This window comes from Micromonospora sp. MA102 (assembly GCF_025460765.1).
In the GTDB taxonomy this organism is placed as follows: Bacteria; Actinomycetota; Actinomycetes; order Mycobacteriales; family Micromonosporaceae; genus Micromonospora; species Micromonospora halotolerans.
In genome coordinates this window covers 296,241-312,294 of sequence record NZ_JAMWEG010000007.1, presented here as the reverse complement: position 1 = coordinate 312,294, position 16,054 = coordinate 296,241, and the positions used below count along the sequence as shown (strand labels likewise).

The 16,054-nt window shown below is 74.6% G+C and carries 14 protein-coding genes; 10 read left to right on the top strand and 4 right to left on the bottom strand.

What is annotated here, in order from left to right; all coding sequences use genetic code 11:
* Positions 1-34 precede the first annotated feature (34 nt).
* From NFX44_RS17085 to NFX44_RS17075, 3 genes are all read left to right on the top strand, one after another.
* On the top strand, positions 35-2,926 hold the full coding sequence (locus NFX44_RS17085; protein ID WP_262284534.1) for a vitamin B12-dependent ribonucleotide reductase: 2,892 nt from the start codon (positions 35-37) through the stop codon (positions 2,924-2,926).
* Between the two features lie 151 nt (positions 2,927-3,077).
* Positions 3,078-4,010, top strand: a complete 933-nt coding sequence (locus NFX44_RS17080; protein ID WP_262284533.1) for a DUF2332 domain-containing protein — start codon at positions 3,078-3,080, stop codon at positions 4,008-4,010.
* A 90-nt stretch (positions 4,011-4,100) separates the two neighbouring features.
* Positions 4,101-4,820, top strand: a complete 720-nt coding sequence (locus NFX44_RS17075) for a nucleotidyltransferase domain-containing protein (protein ID WP_262284532.1) — start codon at positions 4,101-4,103, stop codon at positions 4,818-4,820.
* Positions 4,821-4,881: 61 nt separating this feature from the next.
* On the opposite strand, the gene NFX44_RS17070 is transcribed toward NFX44_RS17075, so the two are convergent.
* From NFX44_RS17070 to NFX44_RS17060, 3 genes are all read right to left on the bottom strand, one after another.
* A complete protein-coding gene (locus tag NFX44_RS17070; protein WP_262284593.1) occupies positions 4,882-6,069 on the bottom strand; it encodes an RNA polymerase sigma factor in 1,188 nt (395 codons plus the stop codon).
* Between the two features lie 65 nt (positions 6,070-6,134).
* Positions 6,135-6,476 (bottom strand): YciI family protein, encoded by a 342-nt coding sequence (locus tag NFX44_RS17065; RefSeq protein WP_262284531.1) that lies wholly within the window; start codon positions 6,474-6,476, stop codon positions 6,135-6,137.
* 97 nt (positions 6,477-6,573) lie between these two features.
* Positions 6,574-7,830, bottom strand: coding sequence for an MFS transporter (locus NFX44_RS17060; RefSeq protein WP_262284530.1), 1,257 nt, complete (start codon positions 7,828-7,830; stop codon positions 6,574-6,576).
* Positions 7,831-7,996: 166 nt separating this feature from the next.
* Between NFX44_RS17060 and NFX44_RS17055 the strand changes: the two genes are divergently transcribed.
* The 4 genes from NFX44_RS17055 to NFX44_RS17040 all read left to right on the top strand — a co-directional run bounded on the left by NFX44_RS17055 (position 7,997) and on the right by NFX44_RS17040 (position 10,571).
* Positions 7,997-8,638, top strand: coding sequence for a class I SAM-dependent methyltransferase (locus NFX44_RS17055; protein ID WP_262284529.1), 642 nt, complete (start codon positions 7,997-7,999; stop codon positions 8,636-8,638).
* Positions 8,635-9,612 (top strand): asparaginase, encoded by a 978-nt coding sequence (locus NFX44_RS17050; RefSeq protein ID WP_262284528.1) that lies wholly within the window; start codon positions 8,635-8,637, stop codon positions 9,610-9,612. The genes NFX44_RS17055 and NFX44_RS17050 overlap by 4 nt, the downstream gene beginning before the upstream one ends.
* Positions 9,613-9,693: 81 nt before the next feature.
* Positions 9,694-9,936: a DUF5522 domain-containing protein gene (locus tag NFX44_RS17045; protein WP_262284527.1), complete on the top strand. Its 243-nt coding sequence runs from the start codon at positions 9,694-9,696 to the stop codon at positions 9,934-9,936.
* Positions 9,937-10,022: 86 nt separating this feature from the next.
* The gene (locus NFX44_RS17040; protein ID WP_262284526.1) at positions 10,023-10,571 is read left to right on the top strand and encodes a hypothetical protein; all 549 of its coding nucleotides are present in this window, start codon (positions 10,023-10,025) and stop codon (positions 10,569-10,571) included.
* A 27-nt stretch (positions 10,572-10,598) separates the two neighbouring features.
* On the opposite strand, the gene NFX44_RS17035 is transcribed toward NFX44_RS17040, so the two are convergent.
* On the bottom strand, positions 10,599-11,285 hold the full coding sequence (locus NFX44_RS17035; RefSeq protein ID WP_262284525.1) for a metal-dependent transcriptional regulator: 687 nt from the start codon (positions 11,283-11,285) through the stop codon (positions 10,599-10,601).
* A gap of 98 nt (positions 11,286-11,383) precedes the next feature.
* Here NFX44_RS17035 and NFX44_RS17030 point away from each other — a divergent pair, with 98 nt between their 5' ends.
* The 3 genes from NFX44_RS17030 (at position 11,384) to NFX44_RS17020 (ending at position 16,052) form a co-directional block, all read left to right on the top strand.
* Positions 11,384-12,226, top strand: a complete 843-nt coding sequence (locus NFX44_RS17030; protein ID WP_262284524.1) for a sulfurtransferase — start codon at positions 11,384-11,386, stop codon at positions 12,224-12,226.
* A gap of 63 nt (positions 12,227-12,289) precedes the next feature.
* Positions 12,290-13,471: an acetoin utilization protein AcuC gene (locus NFX44_RS17025; protein ID WP_262284523.1), complete on the top strand. Its 1,182-nt coding sequence runs from the start codon at positions 12,290-12,292 to the stop codon at positions 13,469-13,471.
* Positions 13,472-13,496: 25 nt separating this feature from the next.
* Positions 13,497-16,052 carry a bifunctional GNAT family N-acetyltransferase/acetate--CoA ligase family protein gene (locus NFX44_RS17020; RefSeq protein ID WP_262284522.1) on the top strand — a complete coding sequence of 852 codons (2,556 nt, stop codon included), beginning with the start codon at positions 13,497-13,499 and terminating at the stop codon, positions 16,050-16,052.
* Positions 16,053-16,054: the final 2 nt, after the last annotated feature.

The window sequence follows — 16,054 nt, the reverse complement described above, 5'->3', positions numbered from 1 at the left end:
GTTTCACGGATTTCTGACAGTTTGACGACGCGCGGTGGGTGACCGCGCTGACGAGGGGGGCGAGGGCGTGACGACCAGCAAGTCACGGAACAAGGCCGGGGCAGGGCTGAAGATCGAGCGCGTCTGGACGACCGAGGGGGTGCATCCCTACGACGAGGTCACCTGGGAGCGCCGCGACGTCGTGATGACGAACTGGCGGGACGGTTCGATCAACTTCGAGCAGCGCGGGGTGGAGTTCCCCGAGTCCTGGTCGGTCAACGCGGCCAACATCGTGACCACCAAGTACTTCCGGGGCGCGGTGGGGACCCCGGAGCGGGAGTGGTCGCTCAAGCAGCTGATCGACCGGGTGGTCGGCACCTACCGCACCGCCGGTGAGGAGTACGGCTACTTCGCCACCCAGGCGGACGCCGAGGTGTTCGCGCACGAGCTGACCTGGATGCTGCTGAACCAGGTGTTCAGCTTCAACTCGCCGGTCTGGTTCAACGTCGGCACGCCGTCGCCGCAGCAGGTCAGCGCCTGCTTCATCCTGGCCGTCGACGACTCGATGGACTCCATCCTCGACTGGTACAAGGAGGAGGGGCTGATCTTCAAGGGCGGCTCCGGCTCCGGCGTCAACCTGTCCCGGATCCGCTCCTCCCGCGAGCTGCTGTCCTCCGGCGGCAACGCCTCCGGCCCGGTCAGCTTCATGCGCGGCGCGGACGCCTCCGCCGGCACCATCAAGTCCGGCGGCGCCACCCGGCGGGCGGCCAAGATGGTCATCCTCGACGTGGACCACCCGGACATCCAGGAGTTCGTGGTCACCAAGGCGCGCGAGGAGGACAAGATCCGCGCGCTGCGGGACGCCGGCTTCGACATGGACCTGGGCGGCGCCGACATCGTCAGCGTGCAGTACCAGAACGCCAACAACTCGGTCCGGGTCTCCGACGAGTTCATGACCGCGGTGGAGAACGGTGGCGGCTTCGACCTGCGCGGCCGGCTCGACGGCCAGGTCATCGAGACGATCGACGCCAAGAAGCTGTTCCGCGGCATCTCCCAGGCCGCCTGGGAGTGCGCCGACCCCGGCCTCCAGTACGACGACACCATCAACGACTGGCACACCTGCCCGGAGACCGGGCGGATCACCGCGTCGAACCCGTGCTCGGAGTACCTGCACCTGGACAACTCCTCGTGCAACCTGGCCTCGCTGAACCTCATGAAGTTCATGCGCGCCGACGGCGGCTTCGAGGTGGAGAAGTTCGTCAAGTCGGTCGAGTTCGTCATCACCGCGATGGACATCTCGATCTGCTTCGCCGACTTCCCGACCGAGAAGATCGGTGAGACCAGCCGCGCCTACCGGCAGCTCGGCATCGGCTACGCCAACCTCGGCGCGCTGCTGATGGCCTCCGGCCTGCCGTACGACTCGGAGCAGGGCCGGGAGGTCGCCGCGGCGATCACCTCGCTGATGACCGGCACCGCCTACCGCCGCTCCGCCGAGCTGGCCGGCGTCGTCGGCCCGTACGACGGCTACGCCCGCAACGCGGAGCCGCACAAGCGGGTCATGCGCAAGCACGCCGCCGCCAACGACGAGATCAAGCCGGCCGGCACGGTGGCCACCGCGATCGTCCGCGAGGCAACCAAGCAGTGGACGCTGGGCAACAAGATCGGTGACAAGAACGGCTGGCGCAACTCGCAGGCCAGCGTCCTCGCGCCGACCGGCACCATCGGCTTCATGATGGACTGCGACACGACCGGCGTGGAGCCGGACCTGGCGCTCGTCAAGTTCAAGAAGCTGGTCGGCGGCGGCTCCATGCAGATCGTCAACCAGACCGTGCCGCGCGCCCTGCGCAGCCTCGGCTACCCCGAGGAGCAGGTCGAGGCGATCGTCGAGCACATCGCCGACCACGGCCACGTGGTGGACGCCCCGGGCCTCAAGCCGGAGCACTACCCGGTCTTCGACTGCGCCATGGGTGAGCGGTCGATCGCCCCGATGGGCCACGTGCGGATGATGGCGGCGATCCAGCCGTTCGTCTCCGGCGCCATCTCCAAGACGGTCAACATGCCCGAGCAGGCCACCGTCGAGGACGTCGAGAAGATCTACTTCGAGGGCTGGAAGCTCGGCCTCAAGGCGCTGGCGATCTACCGGGACAACTGCAAGGTCGGCCAGCCGCTCTCGGTGGCCAAGTCCAACAAGACCGCCGCCGAGACCCAGGCCCCGGCCGCCGAGGTCGAGAAGGTCGTGGAGAAGGTCGTGGAATACCGGCCGGTCCGCAAGCGGCTGCCGAAGAAGCGCCCGTCGGAGACCATCTCGTTCTCGGTCGGCGGCGCCGAGGGTTACCTCACCGCCTCGTCGTACCCGGACGACGGCCTCGGCGAGGTCTTCCTCAAGATGTCGAAGCAGGGCTCGACCCTGGCCGGCGTGATGGACGCCTTCTCGGTGGCCATCTCCATCGGTCTCCAGTACGGCGTCCCGCTGGAGACGTACGTCAGCAAGTTCACCAACATGCGCTTCGAGCCGGCCGGTATGACCGACGACCCGGACGTGCGGATGGCGGCCTCGGTGATGGACTACATCTTCCGTCGCCTGGCCCTGGACTTCCTGCCGTACGAGCGCCGCGCTGAGCTGGGCATCTTCACGGCCAAGGAGCGGGCCGCCCAGCTCGCGGCCGAGGCGGAGGCGGAGGCGAGCGGTGCGGACCTCACCGCGATGGCCGCCTCCGCCCCGGTCGAGGCGCCCGAGCCGAAGGCGGTCGTCCAGCCGAAGCAGGAGGTGGCCGACGTGGCCGCCGCCAAGCCGGCGCCGTCGGTGGGCTCCAGCACCGAACTGCTGGAGGCCGTGATCGGCAAGGCCGCGGACGCGCCGCTCTGCTTCACCTGCGGCACGAAGATGCGGCCGGCCGGCAGTTGCTACGTCTGTGAGGGCTGCGGCTCCACCAGCGGCTGCAGCTGACGCACGACCGCTCGCGAGCGCGGCAGGGGATCTTCCCTGCCGCGCTCGCGGCCTTTCGCCGATGGACGGGTTCGACGGCGACCCGCTGGAGCGACGGAACTCACGCCGCCGGCGCAACCCGGTCGCGGCGGCCGGCTGGGATGCTCGGGCCATGACCACTGCGGACCGTTACACCGCCTTCAGGCGCGAGGTGCGTGGGGTGTCGCCGGCCTACGAGCGGCTGTCGGAGGCGGTTGCCCGCGACGACGAGCTGCTGGCCCGGCTCGACACCCTCCCGCCGGCCAAGCGCCAGCCGAACCTGCTCTTCGGTGTGGTGCGGCTGCTCGGCGGCCCGGTCACCGATCCGGCCGCCTTCCGCGGGTACGCGCTGGCGAACTGGCCGGCCGTCGAGGCGGAGATGCGGGTCCGGGCCACGCAGACGAACGAGCCGGGCCGGTGTGCCGTGCTCCTGCCGGTGCTGGCGTCGTTGCCCCAGCCGCTCGCCCTGCTGGAGGTCGGCGCCTCCGCGGGCCTGAACCTCTACCCCGACCGGTACGCCTACCGCTACGGCGACCGCCGGCTCGGCGCCGGTGAGCCGGTCCTCGACTGCGCGATCAGCGGGACTGCGCCGCCGGTCCGCAGGCCCGAGGTGGTGTGGCGGGCCGGCCTGGACCTCAATCCGCTGGACCTGACCGACCCGGCCGACGTGGCGTGGCTGGACGCGCTCATCTGGCCGGAGCACGGGCACCGCCGCGAGCGGCTGCGGGCCGCGGCGGCCGTGGCGGCGGCCGAGCCCCCGCTGCTGGTGCGGGGCGACCTGGTGGACGACCTGCCCGCGCTGGCCGCGCGGGCGCCGCGGGACGCGACCCTGGTGGTCTTCCACACCTCGGTGCTGTACCAGGTGCCGCCACCCCGGCGGGACGCGTTCGCCGAGGTCGTCGGCGGGCTGCCCGGGCACTGGATCGCCAACGAGGATCCCGACGTGCTGCGCTACCCCGCGCTGCCCGAACAACCGCCCGGCGGCTTCCACAACGTGCTGGCCCTCGACGGAAGGCCGCTGGCCTGGACCCGGGGCCACGGCCAGTCCCTCACCTGGTTCGGCTGAGGGTGGTCGGACCCGGCCGGATCTTGGACACGTGCCGTTCGTGGCGAACGGTGGGTGTCCAGGATTCACCGCGGAGACGAGAATGGGATCGTGGTGAGGCTCCCGGTCGTCGACGAATTCGCCGGTGAACTCGCGGCGCTCGGTTGGGTCACCGACCTGCTGGTGGCCGGGTCACTGGCGACCGGCGACTACCGGCCCGGCGTGAGCGACCTCGACCTGGTGGCGCTGACCGACGGGCCGGTCGTCGACGCGCGGGAGGCCGCGCTCGTCGCCGTGCACCGCCGCCTCGACGCCGACGGCGCCGCCGGGCTGCACCTGGGCTGCGTCTACGTCGACAGCGCCACCGTCGCGGACGTCCACCGGAAGCATCCGACGTGGACGCACGGGCAGCTCGTCCAGCGCATCCTGTCCGGCATCACCCGGGCGGAGCTCGTCCGCCACGGGTACGCCGTCCTCGGCCGTCCGCCCGGCGAGGTGTTCCCGCCGGTGGGCGACGACGACGTGCGAGCCGCCGCCCGCGCCGAACTCACCGGCTACTGGGCCTGGGCGGCCCGGCGTCCGTGGTTGTGGCTGGAGCCCGCCCTCGCCGACCTCGGTCTCACCTCGATGGCTCGCGGCCGGCACGCGCTGCGCCACGGCGACCTGCTCACCAAGACCGCGGCGGTCGAGGCGGCCCACGCCCCGGCCTGGCTGATCGACCAACTCGCGGCTCGGCGCAGGGGAGAGCCGGTCACCTCCCCCCGGCTCCGCACGGCCCTGATCGCCTGGCGGGACGCCCGCCGCACGGTACGCGGGGCCCACCGGCGGTGACACCGTGTTGACCATGAAGTTGTCGTCCCGACCCGCCGGAGCGGGGGCGACAACTTCATGATCAACCAGGCGTGGTGACCTCGGTGAGGCGACCGGTGAGGAAGGCCCGTTCCGCCTCGTTGTCGACCAGGTCGAGCGCCGCGCGGTAGGCGTCCGCGGCTTCGGCCGGCCGGTCGAGGCGGCGCAGCAGGTCGGCGCGGATGGCCGGGAGGTAGTGGTAGCCGGCCAGGTGGGGGTCGGCCGCCAGCGCGTCGACCTCCGCGAGGGCCGCGGCCGGTCCGTCGACCATGGACACGGCGACCGCCCGGTTCAGCGCCACCACCGGGGACGGCCAGCGCTTGAGCAGCTCGTCGTAGAGGCGGACGACCTGCGGCCAGTCGGTGGCGGCGTAGCTGGGGGCGACCGCGTGCAGCGAGGCGATCGCGGCCTGGAGGGCGTACCGGCCGACCCGGCCGGTGCGGAACGCGCCCAGGACCAGCTGGTTCCCCTCGGCCGTGGCGGCCCGGTCCCAGCGGGACCGGTCCTGTTCCTCCAGCACCAGCAGCCGCCCGGCGGCGTCGGTGCGGGTGGCCCGGCGGGCGTCGGTGAGCAGCAGCAGGGCGAGCAGCCCGCGTACCTCCGGCTCGTCGGGCATCAGGGCGAGCAGCATCCGGGTCAGGTGCACGGCCCGGTCGACCAGGTCGGCGCGGACCAGGTCGGCGCCGGTCGGCGCGGTGTGCCCGGCGGTGAAGAGCAGGTGGATCACGGTGAGCACCGTGTCGAGCCGTTCGGGCAGCTCGGCGGCCTCCGGCACCCGGTAGGGGATCCGGGCGGCGGCGATCTTCTTCTTGGCCCGGGTCACCCGGGCCGCCATGGTCGTCTCGGTGACCAGGAACGCCCGGGCGATGTCGCCGGTGGCCACCCCGCAGACCAGGCGCAGGGTCAGCGCCACCTGCGCCTCCCGGGCCAGCGCCGGGTGGCAGCAGGTGAACACCAGCCGCAGCCGGTCGTCGGGGACCGCGTCCCCGCCGGGCTCCTCCACCATCTCGGCCTCCGCCGGCTCGACGAGCAGGGGCATCTTCGACCGGAACACCTTCTCCCGGCGCAGCACGTCGAGCGCCTTGCGCTTCGCCGTGGCGGTCAACCAGGCACCCGGCTTGTCGGGTACGCCGTCGCGCGCCCACGCGGCCAGCGCGGCCAGGTAGGCGTCCTGCACGCACTCCTCGGCCACGTCGAGGTCGCCGGCGACGCGCGCCGTCGCGGCGAGCACGAAGGCCCACTCGCGACGGTGCGCGTCCACCACCGCCCGTTCGGCGGCGACCGTGGCGGCGTCGCTCACTCGGCCGGCGGCTGGAAGAGCGGCCGGACCTCGACGCCGCCGTCGATGGTGGCCGGGTTCAGCTTGGCGATCTTCAGGGCCACGTCCAGGTCGGGCGCCTCCAGGATGAAGAACCCGGCGACGACCTCCTTGGCCTCGATGAACGGGCCGTCGGTCACCACGTCGCCGCGGATCGCCGTGGCCGTGGTGCTCGGCTGGAGCGCGAACCCGGTGAGGATCTGCCCGCCCAGCTCGGCGACCTGGTCGCCGTAGCGCTCCAGCAGGGCCACGTAGTCGGGGGTCAGGTCCATCGGGTCGGCCGGCGCGGGCGAGTAGACGAGGACTGCGTACTGGGCCATCGGTCTCTCCTTGGGGTTGTCGTTTCCCTCTTCCGTCTCACCGACGGACGGTCGCGGCCGGATTCGACAGCGGTCCGGGGAAAAATCCTGCCTCTTTTCAGGACGCCGCGAAGTCCCGCATCCGCCGCAGCGGCGAAAAAACCACGAACAGCGCCGCGCTCCACATGCCGAGCACGCAGACCAGCAGCGCCGGGCGCAGCCCGAGCCGGGTGCCGAGGGTGCCGCCGAGCAGGGCGCCCAGCGGGATCACGCCGTAGCAGATCCAAAGGAACGCGGCGTTGACGCGGCCGAGCAGCCGGGCCGGGGTGACCCGCTGCCGGTAGGACATGGCCGCCACGTTGAACAGCACCGCGTTGGCCGCGAACGCCGCCGTCCCGACCGCGTAGAGCAGGGCGCCCCAGCCGGGCCGGGCCAGCGGCATGAGCAGGTAGAGCGGGCCGGGCGCGGCCATCGACACCCAGATGGTCCGGGCGCCGCCGAGCAGCGCGCTCACCCGGCCGGCCAGCACGCCGGCCAGCAGCCCGCCGACCGAACCCAGGCTGAACAGGAGACCGATGGTGGCCGGGCCGGCATGCAGCACGCGCAGCAGGTACGGCACCTCGATGGCGTGGGCGGCCATGACGAAGAAGTTCGAGGTGGCGGTGCAGGCGAGCACCAGGGCGAGGATCCGCTGCCGGCGGATGAAACCGAGCCACTCGGTCAGCGCCGCCCGGAGCGGCACCCGAGCCTCGGCGCGCGGCGCCGGGCGGTGCCGGACCAGCAGCAGCGTGACCGCGCTGGCCAGGAAGCTGGCGGCGTCGGCCACGAAGGTGCGGGCCGCCCCGAGCAGGCCGACGAGCACCCCGCCCGCGCTCGGCCCGGCCAGCTGGGCCAGGTTCTCGCTCACCTCCAGGCGCGCGTTGGCCGAGGTCAACCGCTCCGGCGGGACGAGGGCGGGCAGCAGGCTCCGGTAGGCCACCGTGAACGCCACGGTCAGCACGCCGCAGAGCCCGACCACCGCGTACAGGAAGGCCAGCGTGAGGTGGCCGGCCAGGGCGACCACCGGGACCGACAGCAGCAGCGCCGCGCGGCCCAGGTCGCACCCGATCATCAGCCGCCGCTGGTCGACCCGGTCGGCCAGCATCCCGGCCGGCAGCGAGAAGATCAGGTACGGCAGCCAGGCCAGGACGGTGAGCAGCGAGACCTGGAAGACGGTGGCGTCGAGCACGCCCGCGGCGAGCAGCGGCACGGCCACCCCGGAGACCCGGGTGCCGACCTCGCTGACCGTCTGGCCGCTCCACAGCAGCAGGAAGTCCCGGCTGCGCCACAGCGAGGTGTGGGTTCCGGTGGTCGGGGGCGTCAGCTGCTGGGTCACCGTTCGGGCCTGTCCATCGAGGTTGCGGGTGTGCGACCGGGCACGGTATCCCGCCGGGCCGCCGCCGGTCGCGGCATTTCCCCCGGGCCGGAGACGGTCGTCGCCGGGCCGGGCCGGGCCGGGTGCGGGCGGACGCGGGGCCGGCCGGCGACTAGGGTCGTCTTTCATGATCGAACCGAACTGGCTCACCGAGACGCGCGCCGCCTACGACACGGTGGCCGTGGACTACGCCCGGCTGATTCCCGACGTGCTGGAGGGCCCGCTCGACCGGGGGATGCTGGCCGCGTTCGCGGAGCTGGTGGGGTCCGGCCGGCCGGTGCTGGAGGCGGGCTGCGGGACCGGCCGGATCACCGCCCACCTGCGCAGTCTCGGGCTCGACATCTCCGGGGTCGACCTCTCCCCGGGCATGCTCGAGGTGGCCCGCCGGAACTACCCGGAACTGCGCTTCGAGGTCGGCTCGATGACCGCGCTGGACATCCCCGACGCGGCGCTGGCCGGCCTCGTGGCCTGGTACTCGATCATCCACCTGCCGCCGGACCTGCTGTCCGGGGTGTTCGCCGAGTTCCACCGGGTGCTCGCCCCGGGCGGTCACCTGCTGGTCGCGGTCAAGGCCGGCGACCAGCGGATCCGGCTGGAACAGGCGTACGGCCACACCGTCTCGTACGACGTGTACTGGCTGCCGCCGGAACGGCTCGCCGAGCAGCTCACCGCGGCCGGATTCGCGGTGCACGCCACGCTGGTCCGCGAGGCGGAGGAACTCGACCGGGGACCGCAGGCGTTCCTGCTCGCCAGGAAGGCCGACCGGTGACCGTCGCGCTCTTCACCCTGGGCGGCACGATCGCCATGGCGGGCACCAGAGCGCAGGGCGTGGTCAGCCGGCTCACCGGCGCCGACCTCACGGCCGCCGTACCGGGGCTCGCCGACATCCCGCTCGACGTGCGGGACGTCGAGGCGGTGCCCAGCGCCGCCCTGGCGTACCGGCAGATCCTGGACCTGGTGGACGCGGCCGGCGCGGCGGTCGCCGACGGGGCGGCCGGTGTGGTGGTGACCCAGGGCACCGACACCCTGGAGGAGACCGCCTTCCTGGCCGACCTGGTCTGGCCGCACCCGGCGCCGCTGGTGTTCACCGGCGCGATGCGCAACCCCACCCTGGCCGGGCCGGACGGGCCGGCCAACCTGCTCGCCGCCGCCCGGGTCGCCGCCGCGCCGGCCGCGCGGGACCTCGGGGTGCTGGTGGCGTTCAACGACGAGATCCACGCGGCCCGCTTCGTCCGCAAGACCCACAGCACCAGCACGGCCACCTTCGCGGCACCGAACGCGGGTCCGCTCGGGCACGTCATCGAGGGGGAGGTGCGGCTGCTCACCCGCCCGCCCCGGCACGCCCCGCTGCCGCCGGTGGACCGCGACCGGCTGGCCGCCACCCGGGTGGCGCTGCACACGGTCACCCTCGACGACGACCCGGCGCTGCTCGACGCGCTCGCCCCGGGCCTGGACGGCCTGGTGGTGGCCGGCTTCGGGGTGGGGCACGTGCCGCCCGACTTCGCCCCGGCGCTGGGCGAGCTGGCCGCGCGGATGCCGGTGGTGCTCGCCTCCCGGACGGGGGCCGGGTCGGTGCTGCGGAACACCTACGGCGCGGTCGGTTCGGAGGCCGACCTGCGGCGGCGCGGGCTGATCCGCGGTGGGCTGCTCGACCCATACAAGGCCAAGGTGCTGCTCCGGCTGCTGCTGGCCGCCGGCGCGGACCGGGCGGCGGTCGCCGCGGCGTTCGACCGGCACGGCTGAGCCGGCGCGCGGCCAGCACGGCGATCACCGCCGGGTGCCGGCTGAACGCCAGCCTCGGGGCGGCCTCCGTAGACTCGCGCGGTGACCGGAGAGCGACGACCGCTGGCGGACCGGCCGTTGACCGAGCCGCACCCGTCGCGGCTGTCGCCCGACCACCCGGACCGGGCGCGGATCCTGGCCGCGCACGCCGCCGCCCTGGCCGCCGGTGAGGCCGGCTACCTGGACCCGGAGAGCGGGCTCTTCGTGCTCAGCGCCGGTTTCCTGGCCCGCCGCGGCACGTGCTGCGGGCGAGGATGCCGGCACTGTCCGTACGTGGACGATTGAGGACTTCCGTCCCCGGCGGGCAGCCCGTACGGTGGCCGACGGACATCCGGCGGGCGGCCCCCGCCGACGACTGCGGAGGTCTCCACGTGCGCGCCCGGACCTGGCTGGCCGCTTCGGCCGTACTGCTGACCGCCGGCTGCGCCGCCGAGGACACACCGGTCGAGGTGCCGGCGGGGGAGCCGAGGGCGGTCGAGGTGTCCGCCGCCTCGTCCGGCGGGGCGTGCCGGCTGCTCGACTTCGCGGTGATCGCCAAGCACACGGGCGGCAGGTTCGACGTGGCCGCCGCCATCGACAAGGGCGACACGCACACCTGCGTGGTCCGGGCCGAGCGGGCCGTGCTGCCGGAGCTGACCCTGACGGTGACCGACACGTCGATCGACACGTCGACCTTCACCCTCGACGTGCTGCCCCGGGGCGCCAAGAAGGTGACCAAGCTCGGGAAGATCGCCTACCGGCACACGCTGCCGAAGACCGCGAAGAGCGGCCCGGCGGCGGAGGTGGGCTGGCTTGCCGGCGAGGGGCGGCTGGCCACGCTGCGCTGGACCAGCCCGCGCGGCACCGCCACGGCCGAGGCCGACAAGGCGGCCGGCAAGCTGGTCAACCTCGCCAAGGTGATCGACACCCGGCAGCTCTGACCGCCGGGTGCGGCGGGGCCGGGCGGGTCAGCGGGCCGCGACGAACACCCGGGAGGCCACCTCGCGGGGCAGCCGGACCCGGTCACCGGAGCGGTCGATGGAGACGCCGTCGCGTTCCTGGGCCACGGTCACCGTGGCACCGGGGTCGACGCCCGCCGCGTGCAGCTGCCGGAGGACGTCGGCGTCGGTCTGCACGCTCTCGCAGATCCGCCGCACCACGACCGGCCCGGACAGGCCCGGGAAGGCCAGGTTGCGCTCGCCCTCGGCGGTCTCGGCCTCGCGCAGGCCCGGGTCGCCCAGCTCCTCCAGGCCCGGGATCGGGTTGCCGTAGGGGGAGCGGGTCGGCCGGTTGAGCAGGTCGTAGACCCGCTTCTCCACCGCGTCGCTCATCACGTGCTCCCACCGGCAGGCCTCCTCGTGGGCCTCCTCGTAGGGCATCCCGATCACGTTCACGAGCAGCAGCTCGGCGAGCCGGTGCTTGCGCATGACCGAAACGGCGGAGGTGCGGCCCAGCGCGGTGAGCATCAGGTGGCGGTCACCCTCGACGGTGAGCAGGCCGTCCCGCTCCATCCGGGCGACGGTCTGGCTGACGGTGGGACCGCTCTGCTTCAACCGCTCCGCGATCCGCGCACGCAGCGGCGGCACCCCCTCCTCTTCCAGCTCGAGGATGGTGCGCAGGTACATCTCGGTCGTGTCGACCAGGTCATGCTTCACGTCAGCGTCCCTCCGGCGTTCGATGCTACCCCGGACCCCCGACGATCCACCGACGCCGAACCGGGAGGTCGCTGCCCGGATGGTGTTGACTGGACCGCATGTCCGGAACCGAAGACCTGCTCGTCGAGCCCGACCGGCTCGCCACCGAGCTCGACCGCGCCGATCCGCCCACCCTCCTGGACGTCCGCTGGCGGCTCGCCGGGCCGCCCGGCCGGGAGGACTACGCGGCCGGTCACCTGCGGGGCGCGGTCTTCGTCGACCTGGACACCGAGCTGTGCGGCCGGCCGGGCGCCGCCGGCCGGCACCCGCTGCCCGACCCGGCCGCGCTCCAGGCCGCGCTGCGGGCCGCCGGCGTCCGCGCCGGGCACCCCGTCGTGGTGTACGACGGCGGCGACGGCATGTCGGCCGCCCGCGCCTGGTGGACCCTGCGCTGGGCCGGCCACCGGGCGGTCCGGGTGCTGCACGGCGGCTTCCCGGCCTGGGTCGCGGCCGGCGGACCCGTCTCCACCGACGCGCCGGCGCCCGCGCCCGGCGACGTCACGGTCCGCCCGGGCGAGCTGCCGGTGCTGGACGCGGGGGAGGCCGCCCGGCTGGCCGCCGCCGACGCCGGGGTGCTGCTCGACGTGCGGGCCGCCCCCCGCTACCGGGGCGAGATCGAGCCGGTCGACCCGGTCGCCGGGCACGTCCCGGGCGCGGTCAACCTGCCCGCCCCGGAGTACGTCACCGAGGGGCGCTTCCCCGCCGCCGAGGCGCTGCGCGAGCGGTTCGCCGCCGCCGGGGTGGCCCCGGACGCGCCGGTCGGCGCGTACTGCGGATCGGGGGTGACCGCCGCGCAGGCGGTCCTGGCACTGCACCTGGCCGGCCGCCCGGACGCCGCCCTGTACGTCGGGTCGTGGAGCAACTGGGTGGCCGACCCGGACCGTCCGGTCGCCACCGGGTAGACACCCGGGCCGCGGGGCGCGCGTGTGGTGGGCCGGCCCCGGCCCGCGTGCGACGATGGCCCCATGGCCGACGACACGGTGGTGATGTGGGACGAGGCCCTGCTCGGGTACGACATGGGCGACCATCCCCTCGACCCGGTGCGGGTCGAGTTGACCATGGCACTCGCCCGCAACCTGGGGGTGCTGGACCGGCCCGGCGTCCGGCTCGTGAAGCCGGAGCCGGCCGACGACGCCCTGCTCACCCGGGTGCACGACCCGCGCTACCTGGAGGCGGTCCGGGCCGCGCCCCGCGACCCGCTCTTCGCCGGCTTCGGCCTCGGCACCTCCGACAACCCGGTCTTCGACGGCATGCACGAGTCGAGCGCGCTGATCGCCGGGGCGAGCGTGGCCGCCGCCGAGGCGGTCTGGCGCGGGGACGCCCGGCGGGCGGTCAACGTGGCCGGCGGGCTGCACCACGCCATGCCGGCCCGGGCTTCCGGCTTCTGCGTCTACAACGACCCGGCGGTGGCCATCGCCCGCCTGCTCGACCTGGGCGCGGAGCGCATCGCGTACGTGGACGTGGACGTGCACCACGGCGACGGGGTGCAGGAGATCTTCTACCGGGACCCGCGGGTGCTCACGGTCAGCCTGCACGAGACCCCGCTCGCGCTCTTCCCCGGCACCGGGTTCCCCGATGAGACCGGCGGCCCGGGCGCGGAGGGGTCGGCGGTCAACGTGCCGCTGCCGCCGGGGGTCGGCGACCCGGGCTGGCAGCGCGCGTTCCACGCGATCGTGCCGGCGGTGCTGCGGGCGTTCCGGCCGCAGGTGCTGGTCACCCAGTGCGGTGCGGACGGGCACCGGCTCGACCCCCTGGCCGACCTGCACCTGTCCGTCGACGGGCAGCGGGCCACCTACCGGGCGCTGCGGGCGCTCGCCGACGAGCTCTGCGACGGCCGCTGGGTGGCCCTCGGCGGCGGCGGGTACGCGCTGGTCGAGGTGGTGCCGCGGGCCTGGACGCACCTGCTCGCGGTGGCCACCGGGGAGCCGCTCGACCCGGCCACCCTCACCCCGCCGGGCTGGCGTGAGCTGGCGGCGCGCCGGCGGCCCGGGCAGGAGGTGCCGCTGCGGATGACCGACGACGTCGACCCGTCGTACCAGCCGTGGCAGCCCAGCGGCGAGCCGACCGCCGTGGACCGCGCCATCGCGGCGACCCGCAAGGCGGTCTTCCCGCTGCACGGGCTCGACCCGCACGACCCGCGCGACTGATCCGGCGGTGGGGGAGGACCGACCGGTGACCACTGTCGAGCAACCGGTGGACGTGCTGCTGAGCGACGGCACGACCGTCCAGCTGCGGCAGATCCGCCCGGACGACGCCGCGGCCGTCGTGGCCATGCACTCGCGCTTCTCCGAGCGCACCCGCTACCTGCGCTACTTCTCGCCGTACCCGCGCATCCCCGAGCGGGACCTGCAGCGGTTCGTCACCGTCGACCACCGCGACCGGGAGGCGTTCGTGGTGCTGGCCGGCGACCGGATCGTCGCCGTCGGCCGCTACGAGCGGCTCGGCCCCGGCTCGCCGGAGGCCGAGGTGGCCTTCGTGGTGGAGGACGCGTACCAGGGCCGGGGCATCGGGTCGGTGCTGCTGGAGCACCTGGCGGACGCGGCCCGGCGCTACGGCATCGTGCACTTCGTCGCCGAGGTGCTGCCGGCCAACGGGACGATGCTGCGGGTCTTCTCCGACTTCGGCTACCAGGTCCAGCGCCAGTACGCCGACGGGGTCGTGCACCTGAACTTCCCGATCGCACCCACCGAGGCGACGCTGGAGGTGCAGCGCGGCCGGGAGCACCGCACCGAGTCCCGCTCGATCGCCCGGCTGCTCGCCCCGCGCGGCATCGCCGTCTACGGCGCCAGCACCACCGGCCAGGGCGTCGGCGCGGCCCTGCTCGGGCACCTGCGCGACGGCGGGTTCACCGGCGCGATCGTCCCCGTGCACCCGACCGCGGCGACGGTGGCCGGGCTGCCCGCGTACCCGTCGGCGGTCGACGCCGGCGAGGACGTCGACCTGGCCGTGGTGGCCGTCGCCCCCGAGGCGGTGACCGAGGTGGTCGCCGACGCCGCGCGGGCCGGCGCGCACGGCCTGGTGGTGATCTCCGCCGGGTTCGCCGAGTCCGGCCCGGCGGGGGCGGCGGCCCAGCGCGCCCTGGTCCGCGCCGCCCACCTGGCCGGGATGCGGGTGGTCGGCCCGAACTGCCTGGGCGTCGCCAACACCGACCAGGCGGTACGCCTCAACGCCACCCTGGCCCCGGTGCTGCCCGCCCCGGGCCGGGTCGGCGTCTTCAGCCAGTCCGGCGCGTTCGGGGTGGCCCTGCTCGCCGAGGCGTCCCGGCGGGGGCTCGGCCTGTCCAGCTTCGTCTCCGCCGGCAACCGCGCTGACGTCTCCGGCAACGACCTGTTGCAGTACTGGCAGGACGACCCGGGCACCGACGTCATCACGCTCTACCTGGAGACGTTCGGCAACCCGCGCAAGTTCGCCCGGCTGGCCCGGCGGATCGGCCGGAGCAAGCCGGTGGTGGCGCTCGCCTCGCTGGCCCGCCCGCCGGGGGTCGGCGACGCGCCGGCCCTGGACGCCGCCGCGGTGAGCGCGCTCTTCGCCCAGTCCGGGGTGGTCCGGGTGGACACCGTCGCCGAGCTGCTCGACGTCGGCGTGCTCCTGGCCCACCAGCCGCTGCCGGCCGGCCGCCGGGTCGCCGTGGTCGGCAACTCCTCGGCGCTGACCGGGCTGGCCGCCACCGCCTGCGCGGCCCAGGGCCTCACGGTGGCCGACGGCTACCCGCACGACGTGGGCCCCCGGGCCAGCGCCGCCGAGTACGCCGCCGCGCTCGCCGCGTCCGCGGCCGACGAGCGGGTGGACGCCGTGGTGGCGGTGTTCGCCCCGCCGCTGCCCGGCCAGCTCACCGACCCGGAGGCCGACTTCACCGCCGCGCTGCCCGACGCGCGGACCGCCGGCAAGCCGGTGGTGGCCACCTTCCTCGCCGGCCGGGTGCCCGCCGGGGTGCCCGCCTATCCGAGCGTGGAGGAGGCCGTCCGGGCCCTGGCCCGGGTCACCACGTACGCCGACTGGCTGCGCCGCCCGCCCGGCGTGCTGCCCGAGCTGGACCGGGTGGACCGGACGGCCGGTCAGGCCGCGCTTCGTCCGGACGGCGCCGACCCGGCGGCGCTTCTGCGGGCGTACGGCATCGACGTGGTGGAGTCGGCGCCGGCGCACTCGGCCGGGGAGGCGGTGGCGGCGGCGGAACGGCTCGGCTGGCCCGTCGCGCTCAAGGCGGCCGCCCCCGGGCTGCGGCACCGCCTCGACCTGGGCGCGGTCCGGCTCGACCTGCCCGACGCCGCCGCGCTGGGCCGCGCGTACGACGAGATGGCGCCGGTCTTCGGCGCGGACGTGCTGGTCCAGCCGATGGTCCCGCCCGGGGTGGCCTGCGTGGTGGAGCTGGTGGAGGACCCGGCGTTCGGGCCGGTGGTCGGTTTCGGCCTGGGTGGCGTGGCCACCGAACTGCTCGGCGATCGCGCGTGGCGGGCGGTGCCGCTGACCGACCGGGACGCCGCCGAGCTGGTCGACGAGCCGCGGGCCGCGCCGCTGCTGCGCGGCCACCGGGGCGCCGCGCCGGTGGACCGGGCCGCCCTGGTCGACCTGCTGCTGCGGGTCGGTCGGCTCGCCGACGAGCAGCCCCGGGTCCGGTCGCTCACCCTCAACCCGGTGCTGGCCCGGCCGGACGGCATCTCGGTGCTGCACGCCACCGTCCGCACCGGCGCCGAGGCGTCCCGCCCGGACACCGGCCCGCGCCGGTTGTGAGG

What these genes read in the sequence shown, in the direction of transcription:
- NFX44_RS17080 (WP_262284533.1), top strand. Translation starts at nt 3,078, where the DNA reads ATGACCACTGCGGACCGTTACACCGCCTTCAGGCGCGAGGTGCGTGGG.
- NFX44_RS17065 (WP_262284531.1), bottom strand. Translation starts at nt 6,476, where the DNA reads ATGGCCCAGTACGCAGTCCTCGTCTACTCGCCCGCGCCGGCCGACCCG.
- NFX44_RS17055 (WP_262284529.1), top strand. Translation starts at nt 7,997, where the DNA reads ATGATCGAACCGAACTGGCTCACCGAGACGCGCGCCGCCTACGACACG.
- NFX44_RS17030 (WP_262284524.1), top strand. Translation starts at nt 11,384, where the DNA reads ATGTCCGGAACCGAAGACCTGCTCGTCGAGCCCGACCGGCTCGCCACC.
- NFX44_RS17025 (WP_262284523.1), top strand. Translation starts at nt 12,290, where the DNA reads ATGGCCGACGACACGGTGGTGATGTGGGACGAGGCCCTGCTCGGGTAC.